Source organism: Streptomyces racemochromogenes (assembly GCF_039535215.1).
Lineage (GTDB): Bacteria > Actinomycetota > Actinomycetes > Streptomycetales > Streptomycetaceae > Streptomyces > Streptomyces racemochromogenes.
The window spans coordinates 5,145,157-5,171,599 of sequence record NZ_BAAAWT010000001.1 but is presented as its reverse complement, the minus strand read 5'-3'; the positions used below and the strand labels follow the sequence as shown (position 1 = coordinate 5,171,599).

Annotated in this window: 22 protein-coding genes; 2 read left to right on the top strand and 20 right to left on the bottom strand. The window is 71.7% G+C overall.

Annotated features, from left to right (window positions below; translation table 11 throughout):
• Positions 1-5 precede the first annotated feature (5 nt).
• The 4 genes from ABD973_RS23775 to ABD973_RS23760 all read right to left on the bottom strand — a co-directional run bounded on the left by ABD973_RS23775 (position 6) and on the right by ABD973_RS23760 (position 3,271).
• Entirely contained in the window at positions 6-485 is a 480-nt protein-coding gene (locus ABD973_RS23775; RefSeq protein WP_345501981.1) for a GNAT family N-acetyltransferase, read from the bottom strand.
• A complete protein-coding gene (locus ABD973_RS23770; protein WP_125820859.1) occupies positions 482-1,423 on the bottom strand; it encodes an RluA family pseudouridine synthase in 942 nt (313 codons plus the stop codon). Before ABD973_RS23770 ends, ABD973_RS23775 begins: the two co-directional genes overlap by 4 nt.
• 52 nt (positions 1,424-1,475) lie before the next feature.
• Entirely contained in the window at positions 1,476-2,042 is a 567-nt protein-coding gene (gene lspA, locus ABD973_RS23765) for a signal peptidase II (protein ID WP_125820860.1), read from the bottom strand.
• A gap of 86 nt (positions 2,043-2,128) precedes the next feature.
• Positions 2,129-3,271: a TraR/DksA family transcriptional regulator gene (locus ABD973_RS23760; RefSeq protein ID WP_345501977.1), complete on the bottom strand. Its 1,143-nt coding sequence runs from the start codon at positions 3,269-3,271 to the stop codon at positions 2,129-2,131.
• 556 nt (positions 3,272-3,827) lie between these two features.
• Between ABD973_RS23760 and ileS the strand changes: the two genes are divergently transcribed.
• On the top strand, positions 3,828-6,974 hold the full coding sequence (gene ileS, locus ABD973_RS23755; RefSeq protein WP_125820861.1) for an isoleucine--tRNA ligase: 3,147 nt from the start codon (positions 3,828-3,830) through the stop codon (positions 6,972-6,974).
• Positions 6,975-7,225: 251 nt separating this feature from the next.
• Here ileS and ABD973_RS23750 read toward each other — a convergent pair whose 3' ends face one another.
• The 16 genes from ABD973_RS23750 to rsmH all read right to left on the bottom strand — a co-directional run bounded on the left by ABD973_RS23750 (position 7,226) and on the right by rsmH (position 25,502).
• Positions 7,226-8,437, bottom strand: coding sequence for a DivIVA domain-containing protein (locus tag ABD973_RS23750; protein WP_345501975.1), 1,212 nt, complete (start codon positions 8,435-8,437; stop codon positions 7,226-7,228).
• An 82-nt stretch (positions 8,438-8,519) separates the two neighbouring features.
• Positions 8,520-8,816: a YggT family protein gene (locus tag ABD973_RS23745; RefSeq protein WP_007263603.1), complete on the bottom strand. Its 297-nt coding sequence runs from the start codon at positions 8,814-8,816 to the stop codon at positions 8,520-8,522.
• A 60-nt stretch (positions 8,817-8,876) separates the two neighbouring features.
• The gene (locus ABD973_RS23740; RefSeq protein ID WP_007263604.1) at positions 8,877-9,494 is read right to left on the bottom strand and encodes a cell division protein SepF; all 618 of its coding nucleotides are present in this window, start codon (positions 9,492-9,494) and stop codon (positions 8,877-8,879) included.
• Between the two features lie 169 nt (positions 9,495-9,663).
• Positions 9,664-10,383 carry a YggS family pyridoxal phosphate-dependent enzyme gene (locus ABD973_RS23735; protein WP_125820863.1) on the bottom strand — a complete coding sequence of 240 codons (720 nt, stop codon included), beginning with the start codon at positions 10,381-10,383 and terminating at the stop codon, positions 9,664-9,666.
• Between the two features lie 3 nt (positions 10,384-10,386).
• A complete protein-coding gene (gene pgeF / locus ABD973_RS23730) occupies positions 10,387-11,118 on the bottom strand; it encodes a peptidoglycan editing factor PgeF (protein WP_345501972.1) in 732 nt (243 codons plus the stop codon).
• Positions 11,115-12,317 (bottom strand): cell division protein FtsZ, encoded by a 1,203-nt coding sequence (ftsZ, locus tag ABD973_RS23725; protein ID WP_125598159.1) that lies wholly within the window; start codon positions 12,315-12,317, stop codon positions 11,115-11,117. Before ftsZ ends, pgeF begins: the two co-directional genes overlap by 4 nt.
• 280 nt (positions 12,318-12,597) lie before the next feature.
• Positions 12,598-13,455, bottom strand: a complete 858-nt coding sequence (locus tag ABD973_RS23720) for a cell division protein FtsQ/DivIB (protein ID WP_345501970.1) — start codon at positions 13,453-13,455, stop codon at positions 12,598-12,600.
• A 23-nt stretch (positions 13,456-13,478) separates the two neighbouring features.
• Complete coding sequence (gene murG, locus ABD973_RS23715) at positions 13,479-14,570, bottom strand: undecaprenyldiphospho-muramoylpentapeptide beta-N-acetylglucosaminyltransferase (RefSeq protein ID WP_125598165.1); 1,092 nt, start codon at positions 14,568-14,570, stop codon at positions 13,479-13,481.
• A 6-nt stretch (positions 14,571-14,576) separates the two neighbouring features.
• On the bottom strand, positions 14,577-15,938 hold the full coding sequence (ftsW, locus tag ABD973_RS23710) for a putative lipid II flippase FtsW (RefSeq protein WP_125598168.1): 1,362 nt from the start codon (positions 15,936-15,938) through the stop codon (positions 14,577-14,579).
• A gap of 69 nt (positions 15,939-16,007) precedes the next feature.
• On the bottom strand, positions 16,008-17,453 hold the full coding sequence (murD, locus tag ABD973_RS23705; protein ID WP_125598171.1) for a UDP-N-acetylmuramoyl-L-alanine--D-glutamate ligase: 1,446 nt from the start codon (positions 17,451-17,453) through the stop codon (positions 16,008-16,010).
• Positions 17,435-18,505 (bottom strand): phospho-N-acetylmuramoyl-pentapeptide-transferase, encoded by a 1,071-nt coding sequence (gene mraY / locus ABD973_RS23700; RefSeq protein ID WP_007263612.1) that lies wholly within the window; start codon positions 18,503-18,505, stop codon positions 17,435-17,437. Before mraY ends, murD begins: the two co-directional genes overlap by 19 nt.
• Entirely contained in the window at positions 18,502-19,926 is a 1,425-nt protein-coding gene (locus tag ABD973_RS23695) for a UDP-N-acetylmuramoyl-tripeptide--D-alanyl-D-alanine ligase (RefSeq protein WP_125598174.1), read from the bottom strand. The genes mraY and ABD973_RS23695 overlap by 4 nt, the downstream gene beginning before the upstream one ends.
• A complete protein-coding gene (locus tag ABD973_RS23690) occupies positions 19,923-21,617 on the bottom strand; it encodes a UDP-N-acetylmuramoyl-L-alanyl-D-glutamate--2,6-diaminopimelate ligase (protein ID WP_125820866.1) in 1,695 nt (564 codons plus the stop codon). The genes ABD973_RS23695 and ABD973_RS23690 overlap by 4 nt, the downstream gene beginning before the upstream one ends.
• 37 nt (positions 21,618-21,654) lie before the next feature.
• Positions 21,655-23,598 (bottom strand): peptidoglycan D,D-transpeptidase FtsI family protein, encoded by a 1,944-nt coding sequence (locus tag ABD973_RS23685; RefSeq protein WP_386381784.1) that lies wholly within the window; start codon positions 23,596-23,598, stop codon positions 21,655-21,657.
• 492 nt (positions 23,599-24,090) lie between these two features.
• Positions 24,091-24,576 (bottom strand): cell division protein FtsL, encoded by a 486-nt coding sequence (ftsL, locus tag ABD973_RS23680; protein ID WP_206436506.1) that lies wholly within the window; start codon positions 24,574-24,576, stop codon positions 24,091-24,093.
• Positions 24,573-25,502: a 16S rRNA (cytosine(1402)-N(4))-methyltransferase RsmH gene (rsmH, locus tag ABD973_RS23675; protein ID WP_241253200.1), complete on the bottom strand. Its 930-nt coding sequence runs from the start codon at positions 25,500-25,502 to the stop codon at positions 24,573-24,575. Before rsmH ends, ftsL begins: the two co-directional genes overlap by 4 nt.
• 341 nt (positions 25,503-25,843) lie before the next feature.
• On the opposite strand from rsmH, the gene ABD973_RS23670 reads away from it, so the two are divergent.
• Positions 25,844-26,395 carry a beta-class carbonic anhydrase gene (locus tag ABD973_RS23670; RefSeq protein ID WP_125596274.1) on the top strand — a complete coding sequence of 184 codons (552 nt, stop codon included), beginning with the start codon at positions 25,844-25,846 and terminating at the stop codon, positions 26,393-26,395.
• The last annotated feature ends 48 nt before the right edge of the window (positions 26,396-26,443 follow it).

The window sequence follows — 26,443 nt, the reverse complement described above, 5'->3', positions numbered from 1 at the left end:
GGGGTCTACGACAGGCGGCGCCTCATCGCCCGGTGCGGGATGCCCGCGTCGTCGAACTCCGGCCCGTACGCCTCGTACCCCAGCCGCTCGTAGAAGCCCAGCGCATGCGTCTGCGCCCCCAGCGACACCGCCGCCAGCCCCAGCCGCCCGGCCTCCGCCTCGATCGCGCGGACCAGCGCCACCCCGACGCCCAGCCCGCGCGCGGACTTGCGCACGGCGAGCCGGCCCAGCGAGCCGACCTCCGGCGAGCCGGTCTTGGACAGGGCCTCGGGCCCGTGCAGCAGCCGGCCGGTGCCCAGCGGCTCACCGTCCGGGCCGACGGCCAGCACGTGCACCGCGACCGCGTCGTAGGCGTCGTACTCGATCGTCTCCGGCACGGACTGCTCCACCACGAACACCTCGGTCCGCACGCTGTAGCAGGCCGCCCGGTCGGCCTCCGAGGAGGCCACCCTCACCGAGACGGCGGGGACGGGGCCGGCAGTCACTGGCTCTCGGCCCGGATGACGTCCAGCGCGTGCTGCAGGTCCGCCGGGTAGCCGCTCTCGAACTCCACCCACTGCCCGTCGGCCGGGTGCTCGAAGCCGAGCCGCACCGCGTGCAGCCACTGGCGGGTCAGCCCGAGCCGCTTCGCGACGGTCGGGTCGGCCCCGTAGGTCAGGTCGCCGACGCAGGGGTGGCGGTGCGCGGACATGTGCACGCGGATCTGGTGCGTGCGGCCCGTCTCCAGCTTGATGTCCAGCAGGGAGGCGGACCGGAAGGCCTCGATGAGGTCGTAGTGGGTGACCGAGGCCTTGCCGTCCTGGGTCACGGCCCACTTGTAGTCGGCGCTCGGGTGGCGCCCGATCGGCGCGTCGATCGTGCCGCTCATCGGGTCCGGGTGGCCCTGCACCAGCGCGTGGTAGCGCTTGTCGACGACGCGCTCGCGGAACTGGTTCTTCAGCGAGGTGTAGGCGCGCTCGGACTTGGCCACGGCCATCAGGCCGGAGGTGCCGACGTCGAGGCGGTGCACGATGCCCTGGCGCTCGGAGGCTCCGGAGGTGGAGATCCGGTAGCCGGCGGCGGCGAGCCCGCCGATGACGGTGGTGCCGGTCCAGCCGGGGCTGGGATGGGCGGCGACGCCGACCGGCTTCATGATGACCACGATGTCGTCGTCGTCGTGGATGATCTCCATGCCGGGCACGGGCTCGGCGACGAGCTCGACGGGCCGCGGCGGGGCGGGCATCTCGACTTCCAGCCAGGCGCCGCCGTGGACGCGCTCGGACTTGCCGACGACGCTGCCGTCGACCGAGACCTTCCCCTCCGCCGCCAGCTCGGCCGCCTTCGTCCGGGAGAAACCGAACATACGGGCGATGGCGGCGTCGACGCGCTCGCCTTCGAGGCCATCGGGAACGGGCAGGGTGCGGATCTCGGGAATCGTACTCACCCGTCGAGTATGCAGGACTCGGCGCAGGAGCACGCCCGCCCGGGCTCGGCGATCAGTCCTTGTGGACGGTCCCGTCCGGGTCCAGGCCCTTGAAGGACAGCAGGACGATCAGGATCCCGCCGCACACGATCGCCGAGTCGGCGAGGTTGAACACGGCGAAGTGGGCCGGTGCGATGAAGTCGACGACCGCGCCCCGGAAGACGCCCGGCGAACGGAAGATCCGGTCGGTGAGGTTGCCCAGCGCACCGCCCAGCAGCAGGCCCAGGGCGATCGCCCACGGCAGGCTGTACAGCTTGCGGGCCAGCCGGACGATCACCACGATCACGGTCGCCGCGATCCCGGTGAAGATGATCGTGAAGGCCTCGCCGATGCCGAAGGCGGCCCCGGCGTTGCGGACGGCGGAGAACTTCAGCCACTCGCCGACGATCTCGATCGGCGGCTGGTGCTCCAGCTTGGCCACGACGACCATCTTGCTGCCGAGGTCGAACAGGTACGCGAGCACCGCGACGACCAGCAGCGCCGCGATCCGCCTGCGCCCCCGGGGCGCGGCGGCCTCCGACTGCGGCTCGGCGTCGTCCCCGACCTCCGGCATACCGATGATGCGCTCCGCCTCTGCCACGTGAGTCCCTCGAACTAGCTCGAACCAGGTACGGGAACCTTCATCCCGACGAGACACGAGAGTACGTCAGTACGCGTAGGTCCTGGCTAGTGCCTTCGCTCCTGCTTCTGCTTGCAGTCCACGCACAGCGTCGCCCTCGGGAAGGCCTGCATGCGCGCCTTCCCGATGGGCCGGCCGCAGTTCTCGCAGAGGCCGTACGTGCCCGCCTCCAGCCGCTCCAGGGCCCGCTCGGTCTGCTCCAGCATCGAGGTGGCGTTCGCGGCGAGGGCCAGCTCGGACTCCCGGGTGATGTTCTTGGTCCCGGTGTCGGCCTGGTCGTCGCCCGCGCCGTCGCCGGAGTCCCGCATCAGGCCCGAGATGGCCACCTCGGAGGCGTCCAGCTCGGCCCGCAGCCGCAGCACCTCGCTCTCCAGCTCGGCCCGCGCCTCGGCGACCTCAGCGGGGGTCCAGGGGTCCTCCCCCTCGCGGACGGCCAGCTCGCCGGGGGCCGGCACCGCCGCCGCCTTCGCCTTGGGGAGCCCACTGGTGGCGGTCCCGGCCGTCTTCCTGGCCGTACCCGCAGTCTTCTTGGCAACCACTTTCCGAGCTCCCGTCTTCTGCGCGGCCGGGGCCGCCCCCTCGGACGCGGCCGACTTGGCCGCGGCCTTGCTCGTGGTGCGCCCGGCCGAGGCCGCGCCGGCCACCGCCGTCTTCCCGGCCACCGCCACCCCGGCCGAACCCGTCCCGACCGCCGCCTTCTCGGCGGCAGCCTTCTTGGCCGGAGCCTTCCCGACCACCGCCTTCTCGGCAGCGGCCCTTTTGGCCGGAGCCTTCCCGACCACCGCCTTCTCGGCGGCAGCCGTCTTGGCCGGAGCCTTCCCGACCACCGCCTTCTCGGCAGCGGCCTTCTTGGCCGGAGCCTTCCCGACCACCGCCTTCTCGGCGGCAGCCTTCTTGGCCGGAGCCTTCCCGACCACCGCCTTCTCGGCAGCGGCCTTCTTGGCCGGAGCCTTCCCGACCACCGCCTTCTCGGCGGCAGCCTTCTTGGCCGGAGCCTTCTTGGCCGGAACCTTCCCGGCAGCGGCCGACCGTGGCGAAGCCTTCTCGGCAGCGGCCACCTTGGCCGGGGCCCTCTTCGCCGCCGCCTTCTCCGCGGCAGCCACCCCGGCCGGAGCCTTCTTCTTCGCCGCCGCCGATTCCTTGACCGCGGGCCCGGCCACCTCCCGAGTCCCCGTCTTCTTCGCCACCATGCCCGCGGCCCCTTTTCACATACTGTGATCTTCTTCGCAGATCGTGCCGGAACGATAAATCGCCTCCGACCCCACGGCAACGGGGCACGCGTCCGTCGAGGTCAACCTGCATCCGTTGTGCCCAGCGGGGAGCCCCGTAATCCGCCCCACCCGCCCCAGCGGATCCCGGAGCCGCCCGTCAGCCCATCCGGGTCACGCCGCGAGCCGCCCGGCGACGCGCCGCCGGGCCCCTCAAAACCGGTCTGCCGACCCGCGCCCCGGCCCGTACACTGGGCGCAGCGAAAGGCATGGATGGGGACGAGTAGCGTCGGACGCAGCCAGGAGCGACCCGGGGACGGTGAGAGCCCGGGGGCGAGCGCGATGCGAAGGATCACCCCGGAGCCGCCGGAAGAAAGCCCGCACGGACCCCCGTACGGCGAGTAGAACCGGCTTCGCACCCCAATGAGGGGGCCGCCGGACCCGTCCGGAGGCCAAGGAGGGTGGTACCGCGGGAGCAGCAGACGCTCTCGTCCCTCCGGACGGAAGTGACACCCCGCCGGAGGAAGAGTTCAGCCTCATGACCACACCGCCCCAGTACCGTCCGGTACCCGCCCAGGTCGACCTGCCCGCCCTGGAACACGCCGTCCTCGACTTCTGGCGTGAGAGCAAGACCTTCGCCAAGACGCTGGAGCAGTCCGAGGGCCGCCCCGAGTGGGTGTTCTACGAGGGCCCGCCGACCGCGAACGGCATGCCCGGCGCGCACCACATCGAGGCCCGCGTCTTCAAGGACGTCTTCCCCCGCTTCCGCACCATGCGCGGCTACCACGTGGCCCGCAAGGCCGGCTGGGACTGCCACGGCCTGCCCGTCGAGCTGGCCGTCGAGAAGGAACTGGGCTTCAACGGCAAGCAGGACATCGAGGCGTACGGCATCGCCGAGTTCAACGCCAAGTGCCGCGAGTCCGTGACCCGCCACACCGACGCGTTCACCGAGCTCACGACCCGCATGGGCTACTGGGTCGACCTGGACGACGCCTACCGGACCATGGACCCCGAGTACGTCGAGTCCGTGTGGTGGTCGCTGAAGGAGATCTTCAACAAGGGCCTGCTGACCCAGGACCACCGCGTGGCCCCCTGGTGCCCGCGCTGCGGCACCGGCCTGTCCGACCACGAGCTCGCCCAGGGCTACGAGACGGTCGTCGACCCCTCCGTCTACGTCCGCTTCCCGCTGACCTCCGGCCCGCTGGCCGGCGAGGCGGCGCTGGTCGTGTGGACCACGACCCCCTGGACCCTGGTCTCCAACACCGCCGTCGCGGCCCACCCCGAGGTCACCTACGTCGTCGCCACGGACGGCGACGAGAAGCTCGTCGTCGCCCAGCCGCTGCTGGAGAAGGCCCTCGGCGAGGGCTGGGAGGCCACCGGTCAGACCTTCACCGGCAAGGAGATGGAGCGCTGGGCCTACCAGCGCCCCTTCGAGCTGGTCGAGTTCCCCGAGCCGGCCCACTACGTGGTCAACGCCGAGTACGTCACCACCGAGGACGGCACCGGTCTGGTCCACCAGGCCCCGGCCTTCGGCGCCGACGACCTCGCGGTCTGCCGCGCGTACGGCATGCCGGTCGTGAACCCGGTCCGCGCCGACGGCACCTTCGAGGAGGAGGTCCCGCTCGTCGGCGGCGTCTTCTTCAAGAAGGCGGACGAGCGCCTGACCGCCGACCTCGACGCGCGCGGCCTGCTCTTCAAGCACATCGCCTACGAGCACAGCTACCCGCACTGCTGGCGCTGCCACACGGCCCTGCTCTACTACGCGCAGCCGTCCTGGTACATCCGCACCACCGCCGTCAAGGACGCGATGCTGCGGGAGAACGAGAAGACGAACTGGTTCCCGGACTCGGTCAAGCAGGGCCGCTTCGGCGACTGGCTCAACAACAACATCGACTGGGCGCTCTCCCGCAACCGCTACTGGGGCACCCCGCTGCCGATCTGGCGCTGCGAGGAGAACCACCTCACCTGCGTCGGGTCCCGCGCGGAGCTGAGCGAGCTGTCCGGGCAGGACCACTCGGCCCTGGACCCGCACCGCCCGTACATCGACGACGTCACCTTCCCCTGCACGGCCGAGGGCTGCTCCCTGACCGCCGTCCGCGTCCCGGAGGTCATCGACGCCTGGTACGACTCGGGCTCGATGCCGTTCGCGCAGTGGGGCTACCCGTACAAGAACAAGGAGATCTTCGAGAAGCGCTACCCGGCGCAGTTCATCTCGGAGGCCATCGACCAGACGCGCGGCTGGTTCTACACGCTGATGGCGGTCGGCACCCTCGTCTTCGACAAGTCGTCCTACGAGAACGTGGTCTGCCTGGGCCACATCCTCGCCGAGGACGGCCGCAAGATGTCCAAGCACCTGGGCAACATCCTCCAGCCGATCCCGCTCATGGACCAGCACGGCGCCGACGCGGTCCGCTGGTTCATGGCGGCCGGCGGTTCCCCGTGGGCGGCGCGCCGCGTCGGCCACGGCACGATCCAGGAGGTCGTCCGCAAGACGCTCCTCACGTACTGGAACACCGTCGCCTTCCAGGCCCTGTACGCGCGCACCTCGAACTGGGCGCCGTCCGCCGCCGACCCGGCGCCGGCCGACCGCACGGTCCTCGACCGCTGGCTGCTCTCCGAGCTCCACACCCTGGTCACCGAGGTCACGGACGCGATGGAGGCCTACGACACCCAGCGCGCGGGCAAGCTGCTCTCCGCCTTCGTGGACGACCTGTCCAACTGGTACGTGCGCCGCTCGCGCCGCCGCTTCTGGCAGGGCGACGCGGCCGCGCTGCGCACGCTGCACGACGTGGTGGAGACGGTGACGCGGCTCATGGCCCCGCTCACCCCCTTCATCACCGAGCGGGTCTGGCAGGACATGGTCGTCCCGGTCACCCCGGACGCGCCGGAGTCGGTGCACCTGTCCACCTGGCCGGTGGCGGACACCGCGGCGATCGATCCGACGCTGTCGCAGCAGATGCTGCTGGTCCGCCGCCTGGTCGAGCTGGGCCGCGCCACCCGCGCCGAGTCCGGCGTCAAGACCCGTCAGCCGCTGTCGCGCGCGCTGGTCGGCGCGGTGGGCTTCGACGCCCTGTCCCCGGAGCTCCAGGCGCAGATCACGGAGGAGCTGAACGTCTCCTCCCTGGCCTCGCTGTCCGAGGTCGGCGGCTCGCTGGTGGACACCACGGCCAAGGCCAACTTCCGGGCGCTGGGCAAGCGCTTCGGCAAGGGCGTCCAGGACGTCGCGAAGGCCGTCGCCGCGGCGGACGCGGCGGCGCTGTCGCTGGCGCTGCGGTCCGGTTCGGCGACGATCACGCTGAACGGCGAGGAGATCTCCCTGTCCCCGGAGGAGGTCATCATCACGGAGACCCCCCGCGAGGGCTGGTCGGTGGCCTCGGACTCCGGCGCGACGGTCGCCCTGGACCTGGAGATCACCCCGGAGCTGCGGCTGGCGGGCCTGGCGCGTGACGCGATCCGGCTGATCCAGGAGGCCCGCAAGAACTCCGGCCTGGACGTGGCGGACCGGATCGCCCTGCGGTGGTCCTCGTCGGACCCGGAGGTCGTGACGGCCCTGACGGACCACGCCGCTCTGATCGCGGACGAGGTCCTGGCGACGGACTACGCCTCGGGCGAGGGCGACGACTCCTTCGGAGCCCCCTTCACGGACGACTCCCTGTCCCTGACGTTCCGCCTGCGCAAGGCGTGACCCCCGGCCGAAGCGGCCCGTACCCCCACGGGGGTGCGGGCCGCTTCGCCGTTCCCGCCGGTGCCGGCCTTCCAGCCCCGCCGGCGTTTGAGGCGCGGGGTCTGGGGCGGAGCCCCAGGGAACGGTGGAAGGGCGGGTAGGGGACCTCGTCCCGCGCAGCGGTGTGCCCCGCGCCGGGGACGAAAACGGGCCGGGCCCGGCGCCCCCTCAGGGGAACCGGGCCCGGCCCGTGGTGACTGTCGACGGCTACGTCAGTTGTCGTCCTCGTCGATCAGGAAGCCCCGCATGGGAGACGGCGCCTGCATCGGCTGCGGCGCAGCCGGCCGCACCGGAGCCATCGGCTGCGTCATCGCCGGGGACATCTGCTGCTGGCCGCCGTAGGACGGGCCACCGCCCATCGGGGAGGGGCCGCCCATCGGCGACGGGCCACCCATCGGGGACGGGCCACCCATGCCCATGGCACCGGCCGGAGCCATCGACGGGGACGGCGACGGCGGCAGGGCCGGGCCGGCCGGGGTGCGCGGCGGCGCGAGGGAGTCGTCGGCCTGGGTCTCCAGCTGGCGCAGCTGCGACTCCAGGTAGGACTTCAGACGCGTGCGGTACTCGCGCTCGAAGCCCCGCAGGTCCTCGACCTTGCGCTCCAGCGTGGCGCGGGCGGACTCCAGGGAGCCCATCGCGACGCGGTGCTTCTCCTGGGCGTCCCGCTCCAGCGCGTCGGCCTTGGCGCGGGCGTCCCGCTCCAGGCCCTCGGCGCGGCTGCGCGCCTCGCCGACGATCTTGTTGGCCTCGGAGCGGGCCTCCGCGATCGCCTGGTCGGCGGTCTGCTGCGCGAGCGACAGGACGCGGGCGGCGCTGTCGCCACCGGGGCCCTGCTGCGGGAGCTGCGGCTGCTGCATCTGCTGCATCTGCTGCATCTGCTGGCCCATGGGCTGCATCTGCTGCCCCATCGGCTGCATCGGCTGGCCGAGCTGGTTCTGGCCGCCCATGGACTGCTGCTGCATCTGCTGCGGCATGGGCTGCTGGCCCATCTGCTGCTGCGGCGCCATCGGGTGCTGGCCGCCCATGGACTGCTGCTGCATGGGGCCGCCCATCGGGCCCGGACCCTGCGGTCCGTGTCCACCGGGACCGGGCGGCAGCTGCGGCTGGCCACCCGGGAGCTGCGGCGGGCCCATCTGCGGCTGCTGCTGCTGCGGCGGGCCGGATATGGCCGCCGGCACGGGGGCGCCCGGGCGCTGGTCCTGGGGTTCCGGCTTGCGCATGTTCTGCTGCTGCTGCTGGTTCTGCGCGGCGGCACGCGTGGCGGCGGCCAGCTTGGCGCGCAGGTCCTCGTTCTCGCGCAGCAGACGGGTCAGCTCGGACTCGACCTCGTCGAGGAAGGCGTCGACCTCGTCCTCGTCATAGCCTTCTCGCAGGCGGACGGTCGTGAACTGCTTGTTCCGCACGTCCTCGGGAGTCAGCGGCATGTCTTCTTCACCTCTACGTAGTCGTCGGCAGTCGGCAGGACCGTATCGGGACTGTCCCCGCGCCTGCGGGGGAGCTCATCGTTCACACGCTTCTCGCAGCGGTGCTCACGAAGCTGATGAGGATGTAAACGATGATCATCAGAACGAAGAAGGACAGGTCGAGTGCCACGCCCCCGAGACGCAACGGCGGGATGAAGCGCCGAAGAAGCTTGAGCGGTGGATCGGTGACAGTGTAGGTGGCCTCCAGAACGACCACCATCGCCTTGCCGGGTGCCCATGAACGTGCGAACTGGAACACGTAGTCCATGACCAGTCGGAAGATCAACACGATGAGGAAGCACATCAGCGCGATGTAGACCACCTGCAGTGCGACGCCCATCCCGTGCTTCCCTCTCCCCTGCTTCCGCTCTGTTCCCGGTCCCGTTTCTGACGGATCGGTCTAGCTTTGGTTGAAGAACCCGCCCTCCGCGATGCGGGCCTTGTCCTCCGCCGTGACATCGACGTTAGCAGGAGACAGCAGGAACACCTTCTGTGTCACGCGTTCAATACTGCCGTGCAGACCGAAGACGAGACCGGCGGCGAAGTCCACGAGACGCTTCGCGTCGGTGTCGTCCATCTCCGTGAGATTCATGATCACCGGAGTGCCCTCACGGAAGTGTTCCCCGATGGTACGGGCCTCGTTGTAGGTCCGGGGGTGCAGCGTCGTGATGCGGTACGGCTCCCGCTCGGAGACGACCTTGGGCATGATCACGGGGGCGTTCTTCTCCAGGTTGGTGCGGTCAGGTGTGATGGATGCCACGGGGGCAATTCGCGCGGGACGTCCGTTTTCTGACGGAATTGGGAGGGGTTCGCGCGGAGCCGGCGGCTGTACAGCTCGTACCGGTTCGTCCGTTACGGGCGTTTGGTGCACCGGCTGCTGTCTACGATCCCGGTCTCGGGCCCGTTCCGGTTCCGGTTCGGGCTCGAACTCGTCATCGGGGTCGTACCCCGGGTTGTCGTACCGGTCGTCCTCCACGAGGCCGAGGTAGACCGCCATCTTGCGCATCGCGCCGGCCATTCTCCGAGTCCTCCGCTCTGTGGTGGATCGCCCTGTCGCAGGTGTCGAGTGTCCGTCAGCAAAGTAGCTGTGTCACCAAAGTCACCAACTGCCCGCGATCCACGTGGTCTGTCCGCTCATCTGCGGAAATGACCATATTTTCTGCTGTGGTCCGACTTTCTTCGCGACGTTACCCGAGCCGGGGTCTCGCGCCGAGTACCGCAGTGCCGACGCGTACATGTGTCGCACCCGCCCGCACGGCCTGTTCCAGGTCGGCGCTCATCCCGGCCGACACCATCGTGGCAGCCGGATGGGCCTCGCGCAGGCTGGATGACAATTCCATCATCCGCTCGAAGGCGGCCTGTTCGCGCCCCGCGTAGGGACCCGACAGGGGGGCGACGGTCATCAGGCCGTCGATCCGCAGACCCGGCGCGCCGGCGACGAGGTCCGCCAACTCCGCCATCAGGTCCGGGGCGGCGCCGCCCCGGGACCCGCGCTCGCCCGACTCGGCGTCGAGCGCGATCTGCACGAGGCAGCCGAGCTCGCGCCCCTGCGCCTGGGCCGCCGCCGACAGCGCGGTGACGAGCTTCGGCCGGTCCACCGACTGCACGACCTGCGCGTATCCCGCCACGGAACGGACTTTGTTCGTCTGCAACTGGCCCACGAAGTGCCAGCTCAGCGGCAGATCCGAGCAGGCGGCCGCCTTGGGGGCGGCGTCCTGGTCCCGGTTTTCCGCCACATGACGGACACCCAGGTCCGCCAGCAGTCGTACGTCGCTCGCCGGGTAGGTCTTGGTGACCACGATGAGGGTCACCTCCTCCCGCGCGCGCCCGGCCGCCGCGCAGGCGGACCCGATGCGCTCCTCCACCCGCGCGAGGTTCTCGGCGAGCTCGGCCTTACGATCCGTCATTCGTCAGTCCAACCAGACATATCCGGCAAGCCGCCCGGTCACCCGGTCGCGGCGGTACGAGAAGTGGTCCCGCGACTCCAGTGTGCAGACCGGGGATCGGTGCGCTTGCGCCACCCCCGCCTCCGCCAGCTGCGCGTGCACCCCGGCGACCACGTCGACGGACGGAGTCCCCCAGCTGGTCTCGGCCCACGCGGCCGGCACCACTTCGGCGACCGCCTCCCGCATCTCGGCCGGCACCTCGTAGCAGCGGCCGCAGACGGCCGGTCCGGTACGGGCGACGATCCGCGCGGGGTCCGCGCCCAGGGCGGTCATCGCCTCGACGGCGGCGGGCACCACCCCCGCGACCAGCCCGGGCCGCCCGGCGTGGGCGGCACCCGTGACCCCGGCGACGGGGTCGGCCAGCAGGACGGGCGTGCAGTCGGCGGTGAGCACCGCGAGGGCGAGCCCCCGGCGCGCGGTCACCACCGCGTCCACGGAGGGGACGGCGGCGCCGGCGGCCCAGGGGCCGTCGACCACCGCCACGTCCCGGCCGTGCACCTGGTTCATCCAGACCACCAGGTCCGGGTCGATGCCCAGGCCCTCGGCCGCGATCGTCCGGTTCGCGCGAACGGCGGCCGGGTCGTCTCCGACCGCGCCGCCGAGATTGAGCTCCTCGTACGGAACGGCGCTCACCCCGCCCCACCGGTCGGTGAAGGCGAAGTGGGCGCCGTTCTCGCTGTGCTGCCCCAGTGTCACTTCAAGAAGTCCGGTACATCCAGCTCTTCGGCCGGGCTGTCCTGGTAGGGCCGGGCCGTCGGGACCTGCGGTGCGGGGGCCGCGGGCTCGACCGGGATCTCCACCGGCGCCGGGGGCTCCTCGCGGGGGGTGACGGTGCCGAGTCCGCCGAAGGCCGGACGGACCGGCTCGGGCGCGCGGACCGGCGCGGGGGCCGGCTCCTCGCGCTTGGTGGACGCCGCGCCGATGACGTTGTCCCGGCGGGCCGGGGGCTGTCCGCCGTCGAAGCCGGCCGCGATGACGGTGACGCGGACCTCGTCGCCGAGCGCGTCGTCGATGACGGCGCCGAAGATGATGTTCGCCTCGGGGTGCGCGGCCTCGCTGACCAGCTGGGCGGCCTCGTTGATCTCGAAGAGACCGAGGTCCGAGCCGCCGGAGATGGAGAGCAGCACGCCGCGGGCGCCGTCGATGGACGCCTCCAGCAGCGGCGAGGAGATGGCCATCTCGGCGGCGGCCACCGCGCGGTCGTCGCCGCGGGCCGAGCCGATGCCCATCAGGGCCGAGCCGGCCTCGGACATCACGGACTTGACGTCGGCGAAGTCGAGGTTGATCAGGCCGGGGGTGGTGATGAGGTCGGTGATGCCCTGCACGCCGGAGAGCAGGACCTGGTCGGCCGACTTGAAGGCGTCGAGCACGCTGACCTGGCGGTCCGAGATGGACAGCAGCCGGTCGTTGGGGATGACGATGAGGGTGTCGACCTCTTCGCGGAGCTCGGCGATGCCGTCCTCCGCCTGGTTCGCGCGGCGCCGGCCCTCGAAGGTGAACGGGCGGGTGACCACACCGATCGTCAGGGCGCCGAGCGAGCGCGCGATGTTGGCGACGACGGGCGCGCCGCCGGTGCCGGTGCCGCCGCCCTCGCCGGCGGTGACGAAGACCATGTCGGCCCCCTTGAGGACCTCCTCGATCTCCTCGCGGTGGTCCTCTGCCGCCTTGCGGCCGACGGCCGGGTTGGCTCCGGCGCCGAGGCCCCGGGTGAGTTCACGGCCGACGTCGAGCTTGACGTCGGCGTCGCTCATCAACAGCGCCTGGGCGTCGGTGTTGATGGCGATGAACTCGACGCCCTTGAGACCGACCTCGATCATTCGGTTGATGGCATTGACACCACCGCCGCCGACACCGATGACCTTGATGACTGCGAGGTAGTTCTGCGGTGCTGCCACGTCGAAGGCCTCTCGCCTCGAGTTACGTGTCGCCGCCTCGCGGACCTGCGTAGCGACGACTGATGCCGAAATGTGGGACGGTCCGTACACGCCGACCCGAACCCTCACCCTTAAGTTTAGGGTTAGGGGTGTGTCTGTTCCCTTGACTCTTCCGAACAGGACACTAAGTCGACAAGTAGCGCGTGTTCAACGAACACGCCGAACCTCCCGTTTTTCTTTTCACCCTATGTGATCACCCGTATCGGTGGCCAACCAGGGTGCGTCGGTGTTCGACCTGACGTCAACTCCCGGACACCGCAGGTGCCGTGGGGACGCTCACGTCGAAGTGGTCGGCCTTGGGCGAGGCCTTCAGCAGAGCCGTCAGCGCCCGGCCTTTGGCCTCACCCAGTTCGCCGCTCCCCCAGACGACCGTGCGGCCCCTGGTGAGTTGCAGTACGACAGAATCGTACGACCGGACCGTGACCTGCAGCGTCTCCCGGGAGACGGCCTCGGGGAGGCTTCCGGCGATGCCGACGGCCTCGCGCAGCAGCCGCTCGCCGTCGAAACGGCGGGCGCTCGGGGAGCCCTCCGCCGCCAGTTCGAGGACCGGAACGTGCGCGGGTGCTTGCCGAACCGTGTCGAATCGCACACCGGAAGAGTCCACTTCGACGAACTGTCCGTCCTTCTTGATGAGCAGGACCGGTTTGCGTTCCGTCACCTTCAGGGCGATTCCGTGCGGCCAGGACCGCGCCACGTCGACCGAATCGATGCGGGGCAGCCTGACCCTTACCCGGGCCGCGATCTCGTCGGTGTCGACGCTCACCAGGGGTGCGCCGACGGGGACGGCCGCGGCCTCGAGGACCTGACCGGGGGTGAGCACCTCGGCGCCGGAGGCCGTGACCTTCTCGACGCGGAGCCAGGAGGAGCCGTAGAGCGCCCAGGTGACGCCCGCGGCGAGGAGCACGGCGGCGGCGAGGGAGGCCAGCAGGCGGACCCGGCGCGGCAGTGCGCGCCGGGGCCCCCGCGGGCCGGATCTCCCGGGCGGTTTCGACGACTTGGGCCACTTGGGGGTTTTGGGCGCTTTGGCGGCGTCCGCGCCCTTCCCGCCCTTGCCTCCCCGGCCGGATGGGCCGCGCTGTGCCGTCGTCGCTCCGGCCACTCCTGTGCCTCCTGGGTCGGCGGTTACCCGCGTGCGGCCGCAATCGCCTCGTACACGAGGCCGACGAGCAGGTCGTCGGCGTCTCGGCGGCCGAACTCGGCGGCGGCGCGGGACATCTCGTACAGGCGGTGCGGATCGGACAGCACCGGGAGGACCTGGCCGAGCACCCAGTCGGGCGTCAGCTCCGCGTCGTCCACGAGCAGGCCGCCGCCGGCCTTGACCACCGGCTGGGCGTTGAGCCGCTGTTCGCCGTTGCCGATGGGCAGCGGTACGTAGGCGGCCGGCAGTCCGACGGCGGAGAGTTCGGCGACGGTCATCGCACCCGCGCGGCACAGCATCATGTCGGCGGCGGCGTACGCGAGATCCATCCGGTCCACGTACGGTACCGGCACATACGGCGGCATCCCGGGCATGTTGTCGACACGCGGCAGTTCGTTCTTGGGGCCGACCGCGTGCAGGATCTGGATCCCGGAGCGCTGGAGGGTCGGCGCGGCCTGCTGGATCACCTCGTTGAGGCGGCGGGCGCCCTGGGAGCCGCCGGAGACCAGCAGGGTCGGCAGGTTGGGGTCCAGGCCGAAGGCGGCGCGGGCCTCGGGGCGGACGGCGGCCCGGTCCAGGGTGGAGATGGAGCGGCGCAGCGGAATGCCCACGTAGCGGGCGCCGCGCAGTTTGCTGTCGGGGGTGGAGACCGCGACGGCGTGCGCGTAGCGGGAGCCGATCTTGTTGGCCAGTCCGGGGCGGGCGTTGGCCTCGTGGACGATGATCGGCACCCCGAGGCGCTTGGCGGCGAGGTAGCCGGGCAGGGCCACGTAGCCGCCGAAGCCGACGACCACGTCGGCCTTGGTGCGTACGAGGATCTCCTCGGCGGCCTTGATGGTGCCGCGCAGCCGCCCGGGGACGGTGATCAGCTCCGGGGTGGGCTTGCGGGGCAGCGGCACGGCGGGGATGAGGCCCAGCTCGTAGCCGCGCTCCGGTACCAGGCGGGTCTCCAGGCCCCGTTCCGTGCCCAGGGCGGTGATGCCCACGGTCGGGTCCTGCCTGCGCAGTGCGTCCGCGAGGGCCAGCGCCGGCTCGATGTGGCCGGCGGTCCCCCCGCCGGCGAGTACGACATGCACCGAAATTCACCGCTCTCCGGACGGACGCCTCTTGACGCGCCGTCTCATCGACTTCCATATCGGCCCGCTCCGCTTCCAGCCGGCTCTCGGCTGTCGCATCGCGAGCGCCGCCCGCGCCGCCGGTTCCTCCCGCGCGAACGCGATGAGCAGTCCGACCGCGAACATGGTCGGCAGCAGGGCCGACCCTCCGTAGGAGAACAGCGGGAGGGGGACCCCGGCGATCGGCAGCAGGCCGAGCACCGCACCGATGTTGATCACGGCCTGGGCCGTGATCCAGGTGGTCACGCCTCCCGCGGCATACCGTACGAAGGAGTCCTCCGTGCGTCCGGCCACGCGGATACCCGCATAGCCTAGAGCCGCGAACAGGGCGAGCACCGACAGCGTCCCTGCCAGGCCCAGTTCCTCACCGGTGATGGCAAAGATGAAGTCGGTGTGGGCTTCGGGCAGTTGACCCCATTTTTCCACACTCGCCCCGAGACCGGAACCGAACCATCCGCCGGACGCGAGGGCGTAGATCCCGTGTACGGCTTGCCAGCAGAGGTCGTTCTTGCCCGGTTCCGTCGCCCCGAGGCAGGCGAGCCGGTCCATGCGGTGCGGGCTGGTCTTGATGAGCAGTGCGACGATCACACCCGCGAAGGCGAGCACGCCCACGAACAGCCGCGTCGGCGCCCCGGCCAGCCACAGCAGCCCGAAGAGGACGGCCCCGAGGATCATCGCGGTGCCCATGTCCCCGCCGAGCATGATCAGCCCGAGCAGCAGGAAGGCCACCGGGACCAACGGCACCAGCAGGTGCTTCCACTGGGTCAGCAGCCCCTTGTCGCCCTTGCGGGCCAGCAGGTCGGCGCCCCACAGGATCAGCGCGAGCTTGCCGAACTCGCTGGGCTGGAGCATGAACGGGCCGCCCAGGGAGATCCAGTTCTGGTTGCCGTTGATCGAGACCCCTATCCCGGGGACCTGGACCAGGACCATCAGGAACAGGGTGCCGGCGAGCACCGGATAGGACAGGGCCCGGTGCAGCTTGACCGGCATCCGGGAGGCGGCGAAGAGCAGGACGCCGCCGATGAGGGCGGCCAGGAACTGCTTCTTGAAGAAGTAGGCGTCGCCCAGGCCCAGCTGGAGCGCCTTGATCATGGAGGCCGAGTAGACCATCACCAGCCCGAGCACGGTGATGAGCAACGAGCTGCCGAAAATCAGGTAATACGCCGTGAGCGGGCGGTCCCAGGCCTTGCTCAACTGCCGCTGCGTACGCCGCAGCCCGGACAGCGGCCCGCGCCCGCCGGGCCGTTTGGCCCCGCCCGCCGGGCGTTTGCGGCCCTGCGCCCTGACGGCGGCGGGCCGCCGCCCCGGCAGCATCTGCTTGGCCGGCATCTGTGATCTTCCCCTCCACTCGTACGGGGCGAGCGGCCGGCCGGAGGGAACCTGTACCGGCGCCCCGGCCTAGGCCGTGTCCGCGGCACTCCCGGAGGCCAGTTCGCGCACCGCGTCGGCGAACGCGTCCCCACGCTTGTTGTAGTTCGCGAACATGTCCATCGACGCACACGCGGGCGCCAGCAGGACCGTGTCCCCGGGCTCCGCGAGCCGGGCCGCTTCCCGGACCGCTGCGAGCATCGCCCCAGTGTCGGTCCGTTCGAGGTCGGTCACCGGGACCTCGGGCGCGTGTCGCGCCAGCGCCTCGGCGATCAGCGCCCGGTCGGCGCCCATCAGCACCACGCCGCGCAGCCGCTTCGCGGACTTCTGGACGAGCTCGTCGAAGGTCGCGCCCTTGGCAAGGCCCCCGGCGATCCAGACGACCGGTTCGAAGGCCGCCAGGGAGGCCTCCGCGGCGTGCGTGTTGGTGGCCTTGGAGTCGTCGACGTAGCGGACCCCCTCGACCTCGTCCACGAACGCGACGCGGTGCGCGTCGGGACGGAAGTCCCGCAGCCCGTCGCGGACCGCGCGCGGCTCGACGCCGAAGGCGCGGGCCAGGGCCGCGGCCGCGAGGGCGTTGGCGATGTTGTGGGGGGCGGGCGGGTTGACGTCGTCGACGTGCGCCAGCTCCTGGGCGTTCTTCTGCCGGTTCTGCACGAACGCCCGGTCCACGAGGATCCCGTCGACCACGCCGAGCATGGAGGGGCCGGGGGCGCCGAGGGTGAAGCCGATGGCCCGGCAGCCCTCCTCGACGTCGGCCTCCTCGACCAGGTGCTCGGTGGCCGGGTCGGCGACGTTGTAGACGCAGGCGATGGTGTTGCCCTCGTAGATGCGGCCCTTGTCGGCGGCGTACGCCTCCATGGAGCCGTGCCAGTCGAGGTGGTCCGGGGCCAGGTTGAGCACGGCCGCGGAGTGGGCGCGCACCGAGGGGGCCCAGTGCAGCTGGTAGCTGGAGAGCTCGACGGCGAGCACGTCGTACCGCTCGTCGCCGGTCACCACGTCGATGATGGGGGTGCCGATGTTGCCGACGGCGGCGGTCTTCAGACCGGCCGCCTTCAGGATCGACGCCAGCATCTGGGTGGTGGTGGTCTTGCCGTTGGTGCCGGTGATGGCGAGCCAGGGCGCGGCGTTCTCGCCGCGCAGCTGCCAGGCGATCTCGACGTCGCCCACGACGTCCACGCCCGCCTTGGCGGCCTCCAGGAAGAGCGGGCTGTCGGGCTTCCAGCCCGGGGAGGTCACGACCAGGTCGGTGCCCTCGGGGAGGGTCTCGGCGTCGCCGAGGCGTACGGAGACGCCCTTGGCCTGCGCCTCCAGCTCCGCGGCCCGGGCCCGGTGGCCCTCGCTGTCGCCGCCGTCGACCACGGTCACGACCGCGCCGAGGCCGGCCAGGGCGCGGGCGGCGCTGATGCCGCTCACGCCGAGACCGGCGACGGTGATGTTCCTGTCCTGCCAGGAGGTCACTTGTCTGCTGCCCATCCCGCGTAGAAGAGACCGAGACCGACGATCACGCACATGCCCTGGATGATCCAGAAGCGGACCACGACGAGGACTTCGGACCAGCCCTTGAGTTCGAAGTGGTGCTGGAGCGGGGCCATCCGGAAGACGCGCTTCCCGGTCAGCTTGAAGGAGCCGACCTGGATGACGACCGACATCGTGATGAGCACGAAGAGGCCGCCGAGGAGGGCCATCAGGAACTCCGTGCGGGAGCAGATGGCCAGGCCCGCGAGGGCGCCGCCCAGCGCGAGCGAACCGGTGTCGCCCATGAAGATCTTGGCGGGCGAGGTGTTCCACCACAGGAAGCCGAAGCAGGCGCCCATCAGGGCCGAGGCGACGACCGCGAGGTCCAGCGGGTCGCGCACCTCGAAGCAGGCGTTCGGGTTGGTGAGGTCGACCGCGTTGGCGCAGGACTCCTGGAACTGCCAGACGCCGATGAAGGTGTAGGCGCCGAAGACCATCACGGCGGCGCCCGTCGCGAGGCCGTCGAGGCCGTCGGTCAGGTTCACGCCGTTGGACATGGCCAGGATCATGAACAGGGCCCAGACCACGAACAGCACCGGCCCGATGGACCAGCCGAAGTCCGTGACGAACGAGAGCTTCTCCGAGGCCGGAGTCAGTCCGCGCGAGTCCTTGAACTGGAGCGCGAGCACGGCGAAGGCGATGCCGACGATCAGCTGGCCGGCCATCTTGGCCTTGGCCCGCAGACCGAGCGAACGCCGCTTGACGATCTTGATGTAGTCGTCGAGGTAGCCGACCAGGCCCATGCCCGCCATCAGGAACAGCACCAGCAGGCCCGAGAAGCTCGGCTCCTCACCGGTGATGACCTTGGTCAGGGCGTACGCGATGAGCGTGGCCAGGATGAAGGAGATACCGCCCATGGTGGGCGTGCCCTTCTTACCGGCGTGGCCGCGCGGACCGTCGTCGCGGATGAACTGGCCGTAGCCCTTGCGGGCCAGCAGCTTGATCAGCAGCGGCGTGCCGATGACGGTCAGGAACATGCCGATGACACCGGCGAACAGGATCTGCCTCATCGGCCGGCGACCTCGCCCTCGCCCTCGAGCAGCGCCAGCGCCACCCGCTCCAGACCGACCGACCTGGAAGCCTTCACCAGCACGACGTCCCCCGGGCGCAGTTCACTGCGCAACAGGTCGACGGCCGCCTGCGCGTCGGACACGAGCACCGACTCCTCACCCCACGAACCCTCGTTATATGCGCCCAGTTGCAGCCAGGACGCTTCCCTGCCCCCGACTGCCACGAGCCTGCTCACGTTGAGCCGGACGGCAAGCCGCCCCACCGCGTCGTGCTCGGCCAGCGATGCGTCGCCGAGCTCGGCCATGGGGCCGAGCACCGCCCACGTACGACCCCCGTCCGCCTTGCCGGCCTCCCCCATCGCGACGAGTGCGCGCAGGGCGGCCCGCATGGACTCCGGGTTCGCGTTGTAGGCGTCGTTGACGATCGTCACGCCGTCCTCGCGCTCGGTGACCTCCATCCGCCACCGGGACAGCGTGCCCGCTCCGGAGAGCGCTGTGGCGATCTCTTCGGCCGGCATGCCCAGGACATGGGCGACGGCGGCCGCGGCGAGCGCGTTCGACACGTGGTGCTCACCGTACAGCCGCAAGGTCACATCGCTGCACCCGGTCGGTGTGTGGAGTGTGAAGGAGGGCTGTCCCGCGGCCGTCAGCCGGACCTCGGTGGCGCGTACGTCGGCGTCCTCGGCCTCGCCGAAGAGGACCGTACGGGCCTTCGTGCGGGCGGACATGGCGCGCACGAGCAGGTCGTCGGCGTTGAGTACGGCGACGCCGCCCTCGGCCTCGGACGGCAGCGCCTCGACCAGCTCGCCCTTGGCCTGGGCGATGGCCTCCCGGCCGCCGAACTCGCCGATGTGGGCGGTGCCGACGTTCAGGACGAGGCCGATGCGCGGCGGGGTCAGGCCGGTCAGGTAGGCGATGTGGCCGATGCCGCGGGCGCCCATCTCCAGGACCAGGTGGCGGGTTTCCGCGGTGGCCTTCAGCGCGGTGAGCGGCAGGCCGATCTCGTTGTTGAGGGAGCCGGGCGTCCACACCGTGGGCGCGTGGTGCTGGAGCACCTGGGCGATGAGGTCCTTGGTGGAGGTCTTGCCGGCGGAGCCGGTCAGGGCGACCACGTCGGTGCCGAGACGTTCGACGACGGTGCGGGCGAGGGCTCCCAGCGCCTTCTCCACGTCGGGCACCACGATCGCGGGTACGCCGACGGGCCGGGCGGCGAGGACGGCGGCGGCGCCGGCGGCGACGGCCCGCTCGGCGTAGTCGTGGCCGTCGACGTGCTCGCCCTCGAAGGCGGCGAAGAGGCTGCCGGGCTCCACCTGGCGGGAGTCGATGACGACGGGTCCGGCGATCCGCACCGACGGATCCGGTATGTCGTGGGGCCGCCCGCCGGTGATGTCGGCGATCTCGGCGAGGGTAAGGGCGATCACTGGTCCACCTCGGCCTGTCGGGCGCTGAGCTGCTGGTTCTCGATGGCCGCGCGGAGCACGGCGCGGTCGTCGAAGGGGCGTACGACGCCGGCGGTGTCCTGGCCCTGCTCGTGGCCCTTGCCGGCGACGAGGACGGTGTCGCCGGCCTCGGCGCGCGCGACGGCGGCGGCGATGGCCGCGGCCCGGTCGGCGTCGACGAGGACGGTGCCGCGTTCCCCGGCGGGCACGGAGACGGCACCCTCGAACATCGCGGCGAGGATCTTCAGGGGGTCCTCGGAGCGCGGGTTGTCGGAGGTCAGGACGGCGGTGTCGGCGTACCGGGCCGCCGCGGCACCCATCGGGGCGCGCTTGGTGGTGTCGCGGTCACCGCCGCAGCCGAGGACGATGTGCAGCTTGCCGGTGGTGACCTCGCGCAGGGCGCGCAGCACCGACTCGACGGCGTCCGTCTTGTGGGCGTAGTCGACGACGGCCAGGTACGGCTGCCCCGCGTCGACCCGCTCCAGGCGGCCGGGGACGCCGGGGACCGCGGCGACGCCGTCGGCGGCGGTCTGCGGGTCGAGGCCGGCCGCGGCGAGCGTGACGATCGCGGCGACGGTGTTGGCGACGTTGAACGGTCCGGGCAGCGGGGCCTTGGCCCGTACGCGCTGTCCTTCGGGGCCGACCAGGGTCAGGGTGGAGTCCATGTGGCCGCTGACCACGTCCTCGGCGCGCCAGTCGGCGGCCGGGTCACCGGCGGCGGAGAAGGTGACGACCGGGATCGGCGCCTCCTTGGCGAGGCGGCGGCCGTACTCGTCGTCGAGGTTCACCACGCCGAGGCGGGCCCGGCGCGCGGTGAAGAGCTGCGCCTTGGCCTGGAAGTAGTCCTCCATGCCGGTGTGGAACTCCATGTGTTCCGGGCTCAGGTTGTTGAAGACGGCGACGTCGAAGACGCAGCCGTCGACCCGGCCCAGGACCAGGGCGTGGCTGGAGACCTCCATGGCGACGGCCTCGACGCCGCGTTCGCGCATGACGGCGAACAGGGCCTGGAGGTCGGTGGCCTCGGGGGTGGTCCGCTCGGACTTGATGCGCTCGTCGCCGATGCGCATCTCGACGGTGCCGACGAGTCCGGTGGTGCGTCCCGCCGCGCGCAGCCCGCCTTCGACGAGGTACGCGGTGGTGGTCTTCCCGGAGGTGCCGGTGATGCCGAGCTGGAGCAGGCCCTCGCCGGGCCGGCCGTAGATCTCGGCGGCGAGCTCGCCCATCCGGCCGCGCGGGTCGGCGACGGCCAGGACCGGCAGGCCGGTCGCGGCGGCGCGCTCGGCGCCCTCCGGGTCGGTCAGCACGGCGGCGGCGCCGAGGGCGGCCGCCTGGGCGGCGAAGTCGGCGCCGTGCAGCCGGGCGCCGGGCAGGGCCGCGTACAGGTCGCCGGGGCGTACCGCACGGGAGTCGTGCGTGATGCCGGTGATCTGAGCGGCGCCGGACTCGGGCAGACCCAGCAGGGTGGCCAGCTCGCCCAGGGGGGTCGGGCGGGCGGACACGGGCCGGGGCGCTCCCGGCGGCGCTGCCGGGGCGTCTTTCTGGGCGGTTCTGGGCTGATCAGCGTGAGGCACGGCGGTGAGCGTACCGGGCGCGGCGGGCCGCTCGCGAAGCGAGGGGCCCGCTTCGGCGCCGGCGGCCGTCTGGTTCCCCGGTTCCGGGGTGATCGTTGTCACTGGTCGTGCCTCGCGCTCTGGTGGCTGGACGGTCGGTTCACGGCCCGGGCTGGGGACCGGTGGGGGCGCTGCTCGGGGCGGCGGGCGGCGGGGCCGCGTCGTAGGTCACGGGCAGGCCGGCGGGGGCCGTTCCGGTGGGTGCGACCTGGAGGGTCTTGAGGGCGAACTCCATGACCGTCTTGTAGATCGGGCCGCAGATCTGGCCGCCGAAGTAGCTGCCCTTGGTGGGGTTCTGGATGGCGCAGTAGACGGTGATGCGGGGGTTGTCGGCGGGGGCGAAGCCGGCGAAGGAGGCGGTGTAGCCCTTGTAGCGGCCGGTGGCGGGATCCACCCGGTTGGAGGTGCCGGTCTTCCCGCCGACCCGGTAGCCGGGGATCTTCGCCTTGGTGCCGGTGCCCTCCTGGTCGTCGACGACGGATTCGAGCATCTCGGCGAGGGTCTTGGCCGTTTCGGCGCTGATCACCCTGGTCTGTTCGGGGGCCGGGGCCGGGGTGAAGCGGCCGTCGGGGCCCTTGGTGCCGCGGACCAGGGTCGGGGTGATGCGGACGCCGCCGTTGGCGATGGTGGAGTAGACGGAGGCCGCCTGCATGGCGTTGAGGGACAGGCCCTGGCCGAAGGGGATCGTGTACTGCTGGGAGGTGGACCAGGCCTCGGGCCTGGCGAGGATGCCGCGGGACTCACCGGGGTAGTTCAGGCCGGTGGGGCGTCCGATGCCGAACTTGTCCAGGTAGGAGTAGAGGACCTTGTTGGCCTCGGACTGGGTGGCGCCGAGCTGGCCGGTGGCCAGGATGGTGCCGATGTTGGAGGACTTGGCGAGTACCCCGTTGAGGGTCAGGTACCAGGTCGGGTGGTCGACGTCGTCCTTGAAGAGCCGGTCGCCGCGGTGGAGCCGGTTGGGGACCTCGACGCGGGTGTCGGGTCGGGCCTTCTTCTCCTCCAGGACGGCGGCCATGGACATCACCTTGGCGGTGGAGCCGGGCTCGTACACGTCCTGGAGCGCGGCGTTGCCCATCGCGGTGGAGCGGGCCCGGGTGAGGTCGTTGGGGTCGAAGCCGGGGGCGTTGGCCATGGCCAGCACCTCGCCGGTGCGGGTGTCCTGGACGATGACGTAGCCGCGGTCGGCGCCGGACTTCTCGACCTGTTCGGCGATGGCGCTCTGCGCGGCCCACTGGATGTCGCGGTCGATGGTCAGCTCGATGTCGTCGCCGGGCACGGCGGGCTTCTCGCTGGATCCCGCGGTGGGGACGCGGCGGCCGCCGGACTGGGCGTAGGTCAGTTCGCCGTCCTTGCCGGCGAGCTTCTTGTCGAGGGCGGACTCCAGGCCGCCGCCGCCCTTGCCGTCGGCGTTGACGTAACCCAGTATCCCGGCGGCGAGGTCGCCGTTCGGGTACACGCGCTTGCTGCTGACCTCGTTGAAGACGCCGGCGATGACGTTGGCGCCGGGGCCGTTCTTCTTCTTGTCGGCGGCCGCCTTGTCGGCGAAGAGCTTCTTGAGGTCCTTGATCTGGTTCCAGACCTGGGGGGTCTGGCGGCGGGCCAGGATCACGTAGCGGCTGTTCTTGGTCTGGAGGCGCTTGGCGAGCTCCGCGGGGTCCGTTCCGAGGATGGGCGCGAGGAGGGCGGCGGCCTGCTGGGGGGCGTCGGGGGCCTTGCTCTCCTGCGGGGTGAACATCTTCGGGTCGGCGGTGATGTCGTACGCGTCGACGCTGGTGGCCAGGGCCACGCCCTTGCGGTCGGTGATCTCCCCGCGCTCGGCGGCCAGGGTGTGGCTGGCGAAGCGGTTCTCGGTGGCCTTGGCGGAGTACGCGGAGGCGTCGACGGCCTGCACCTGGAGGAGCCGGACGACGAAGGCGAGCATGACGAGGGTGAGCCCGACGCCGACGAGGCGCAGCCGGGGCTTGGGGTTCCCGAGCCGGATGGTGTGCGGGGGCCCTGGCCGGGCGTTGACCCTGGCCCGCGGCACCGCCGCTTTGGGGCTCACCGCCGCGCCCTTGCCCTGGCCGGGCGGGAGCACGCGGCCCCGGGGCCCGAGCCGTCGCGGCCGGTCCCCTCCGGCACGCGCCCCCCGGCCGGGTGCACCCCCCGGCGGCAGCCGCCGGCGCTCGAGGCCCGCGTCCGGGCAGCGCCCGACCCGTCAGCCACGCCGGCGTATGAGGCCCGCGTCCGGGCAACGCCCGACCCGTCAGCCACGCCGGCGTATGAGGCCCGCGTCCGGGCAACGCCCGACCCGTCAGCCACGCCGGCGTATGAGGCCCGCGTCCGGGCAACGCCCGACCCGTCAGCCACGCCGGCGTATGAGGCCCGCGTCCGGGCAACGCCCGACCCGTCAGCCACGCCGGCGTATGACGCGCGGGCCCGGGCAGCGCCCGACCCGTCAGCCACGCCGGCGTTTGAGGCGCGGGTCCGGGCGGCGCCCGGGGAACGGTGGAAGGGCGGGGCGGGGAGTTGCCCCGCAGGGGTCCGCGTCACGACGTCACCTGCCTGGCGTAGGGGTGGGCTGCGGGGTACCGCTGGGAGCCGGTGCCGGGGCCGAGGGGGCGGCCGACCCCGGGGCGGGACCCTGCGAAACCGGCGGGGCGGCCGACGGGGCCGGCGGTGGTGCCGGGGCCTCCGCCGGTGCCGGGGTGCCGGCGGTCTTGCCGTCGGGGCCGAGGAAGACGGGGCTGCCCCCGGGCACCAGCCCCAGCTCGCGCGCCCGCCGCTGAAGCGCGTCCGGCGCCGAGTACGCGTCCACGTCCCGCTGCAGCGCCTGCTGCTCGTCCGTCAGCGCGGTGGTCTCCTTCTTCAGCCGGCTCAGCTGGAAGGAGCCCTCGTTCAGCGCCGAGTTCAGCAGCAGCAGGCTGATCAGCCCGCCCGCGAGCAGCGCCACCACCAGCAGGACGAACGGCATCCGCGCCGCCCCGCCGCCGCCCTGCGGCCTCGGCCGGGCGGCGCCCCCGCCCGCGCGGGCCTTCGTCACAGCCGCGCCTCGCGGATGCGCTCGACGCCCCGGAACCGGGCCGGGGCGGCCCGCCGGTTCTCGGCGATCTCCTCCTCGGTCGGCAGCTCCGCGCCGCGCGTCAGCAGCTTCAGCTTCGGCTGGTACTTCTCCGGGACGACCGGCAGCCCCGGCGGGGCCGTGGAGGTGGCGCCGGCGGCGAAGACCTGCTTCACGAGACGGTCCTCCAGGGAGTGGTACGAGAGCACCGCGATCCGGCCGCCGACGGCGATCCGGTCGACCGCGGCCGGGATGGCCCGCTCCAGGCCGGAGAGCTCTCCGTTGACCTCGATGCGCAGGGCCTGGAAGGTCCGCTTGGCGGGGTTGCCGCCGGTGCGCTTGGCGGCCTGCGGCAGGGAGTCGCGGATCAGCTCCACGAGCCGCGCGCTGTTGGAGAAGGGCTCCTTCTCCCGTTCCCGCACGATCGCGGAGACGATCCGCTTGGCCTGCTTCTCCTCGCCGTACTGGCGCAGGATCCGCACCAGCTCGCCGGGGGCGTAGGTGTTGAGGACCTCGGCGGCGCTGATGCCGGTCGTCTGGTCCATGCGCATGTCCAGCGGCGCGTCCTGGGCGTACGCGAACCCGCGGTCGGCCTCGTCGAGCTGCATGGAGGAGACGCCGAGGTCGAAGAGGATGCCCTGGACGGCCGGGAGCCCGAGGCCGTCGAGGACCTCGGCGAGGTCGGCGTAGATCGCGTGGACGAGCGTGGCCCGGTCGCCGAAGGGCGCGAGCCGCTCCCCGGAGAGCCGCAGGGCCTCCTTGTCGCGGTCGAGGCCGATCAGTCGCGCCTCGGGGAACCGGGTCAGCAGGGCCTCGCTGTGGCCGCCGAGGCCGAGGGTGCAGTCGACGACGACGGCCCCCGGCCTCTCCAGCGCCGGGGCCAACAGGTCCAGGCACCGCTGGAGCATCACCGGGACATGTCGGGACTCGCTAGTCAAAGCGCCCTCTCAGATAACGGCGCGGCAGGCATACGCCGCGCCGCGCACGCGGAGTGTTACCAGGGGGCCGGGCGGCCGGTGAGGGCCGGGCTCCGGCCGGTTCGCGTCACTTTAGTGCAACGGTCGCCGCGGTCAACGAACCGCCCCGCGTCCGGTGCGCCCTTCCCCGGGACAATGCCCAAAAGCCGCGAACCACCCGAACGGCCGCCCCCGTCTCACCCCTGTGGGTTAGCTCACAACAAGGCTCGTTGACGTTCTTTGTCCAGCCTCACTCAGTGCCTCTCCCAGCCGTGACCACTAACGTCTTCACCATGACGACTTCCGCATCCCTGCCCGCCGGCCCCGCGTCCCCGACGCCCGGCGGTGACTCCGTCACCGACCGCCTGGTGGCCGCCAACCAGCGCTACGCCGCCCGGTTCACCGACCCCGGCATGGACGCCCGCCCCGTCCTGCACGTGGCCGTCGTGGCCTGCATGGACGCCCGCCTCGACCTGCACAAGGCCCTGGGCCTGGAGCTCGGCGACTGCCACACCATCCGCAACGCCGGCGGCGTCGTCACCGACGACACCATCCGCTCGCTCACCATCAGCCAGCGGGCCCTCGGCACCCGTTCGGTCATACTCATCCACCACACCGGCTGCGGTCTCGAAAGCCTGACCGAGGACTTCCGGCACGAGCTGGAGGACGAGGTCGGCCAGCGCCCCGCCTGGGCCGTGGAGGCCTTCCGCGACGTCGACCAGGACGTCCGCCAGTCCATGCAGCGGGTCCGGACCAACCCGTTCCTGCTCCACAAGGACGATGTGCGAGGCTTCGTCTTCGACGTGCACACCGGTCTCCTGCGCGAGATCGATCCGGCCACCTGAGTGACAGACCCGGCGGACGCCGTCAAGAATGCGGGGAGACGTCACCCG

Coding starts and splice junctions, on each gene's coding strand:
- ABD973_RS23760 (WP_345501977.1), bottom strand. CDS start 3,271: ATGGTGGCGAAGAAGACGGGGACTCGGGAGGTGGCCGGGCCCGCGGTC.
- ileS (WP_125820861.1), top strand. CDS start 3,828: ATGACCACACCGCCCCAGTACCGTCCGGTACCCGCCCAGGTCGACCTG.
- ABD973_RS23750 (WP_345501975.1), bottom strand. CDS start 8,437: ATGCCGCTGACTCCCGAGGACGTGCGGAACAAGCAGTTCACGACCGTC.
- ABD973_RS23745 (WP_007263603.1), bottom strand. CDS start 8,816: ATGGGCGTCGCACTGCAGGTGGTCTACATCGCGCTGATGTGCTTCCTC.
- ABD973_RS23740 (WP_007263604.1), bottom strand. CDS start 9,494: ATGGCCGGCGCGATGCGCAAGATGGCGGTCTACCTCGGCCTCGTGGAG.
- ABD973_RS23735 (WP_125820863.1), bottom strand. CDS start 10,383: ATGACGGATCGTAAGGCCGAGCTCGCCGAGAACCTCGCGCGGGTGGAG.
- ftsW (WP_125598168.1), bottom strand. CDS start 15,938: ATGCCGGCCAAGCAGATGCTGCCGGGGCGGCGGCCCGCCGCCGTCAGG.
- murD (WP_125598171.1), bottom strand. CDS start 17,453: ATGGGCAGCAGACAAGTGACCTCCTGGCAGGACAGGAACATCACCGTC.
- mraY (WP_007263612.1), bottom strand. CDS start 18,505: ATGAGGCAGATCCTGTTCGCCGGTGTCATCGGCATGTTCCTGACCGTC.
- rsmH (WP_241253200.1), bottom strand. CDS start 25,502: ATGCTCCAGCGGTGCCTGGACCTGTTGGCCCCGGCGCTGGAGAGGCCG.
- ABD973_RS23670 (WP_125596274.1), top strand. CDS start 25,844: ATGACGACTTCCGCATCCCTGCCCGCCGGCCCCGCGTCCCCGACGCCC.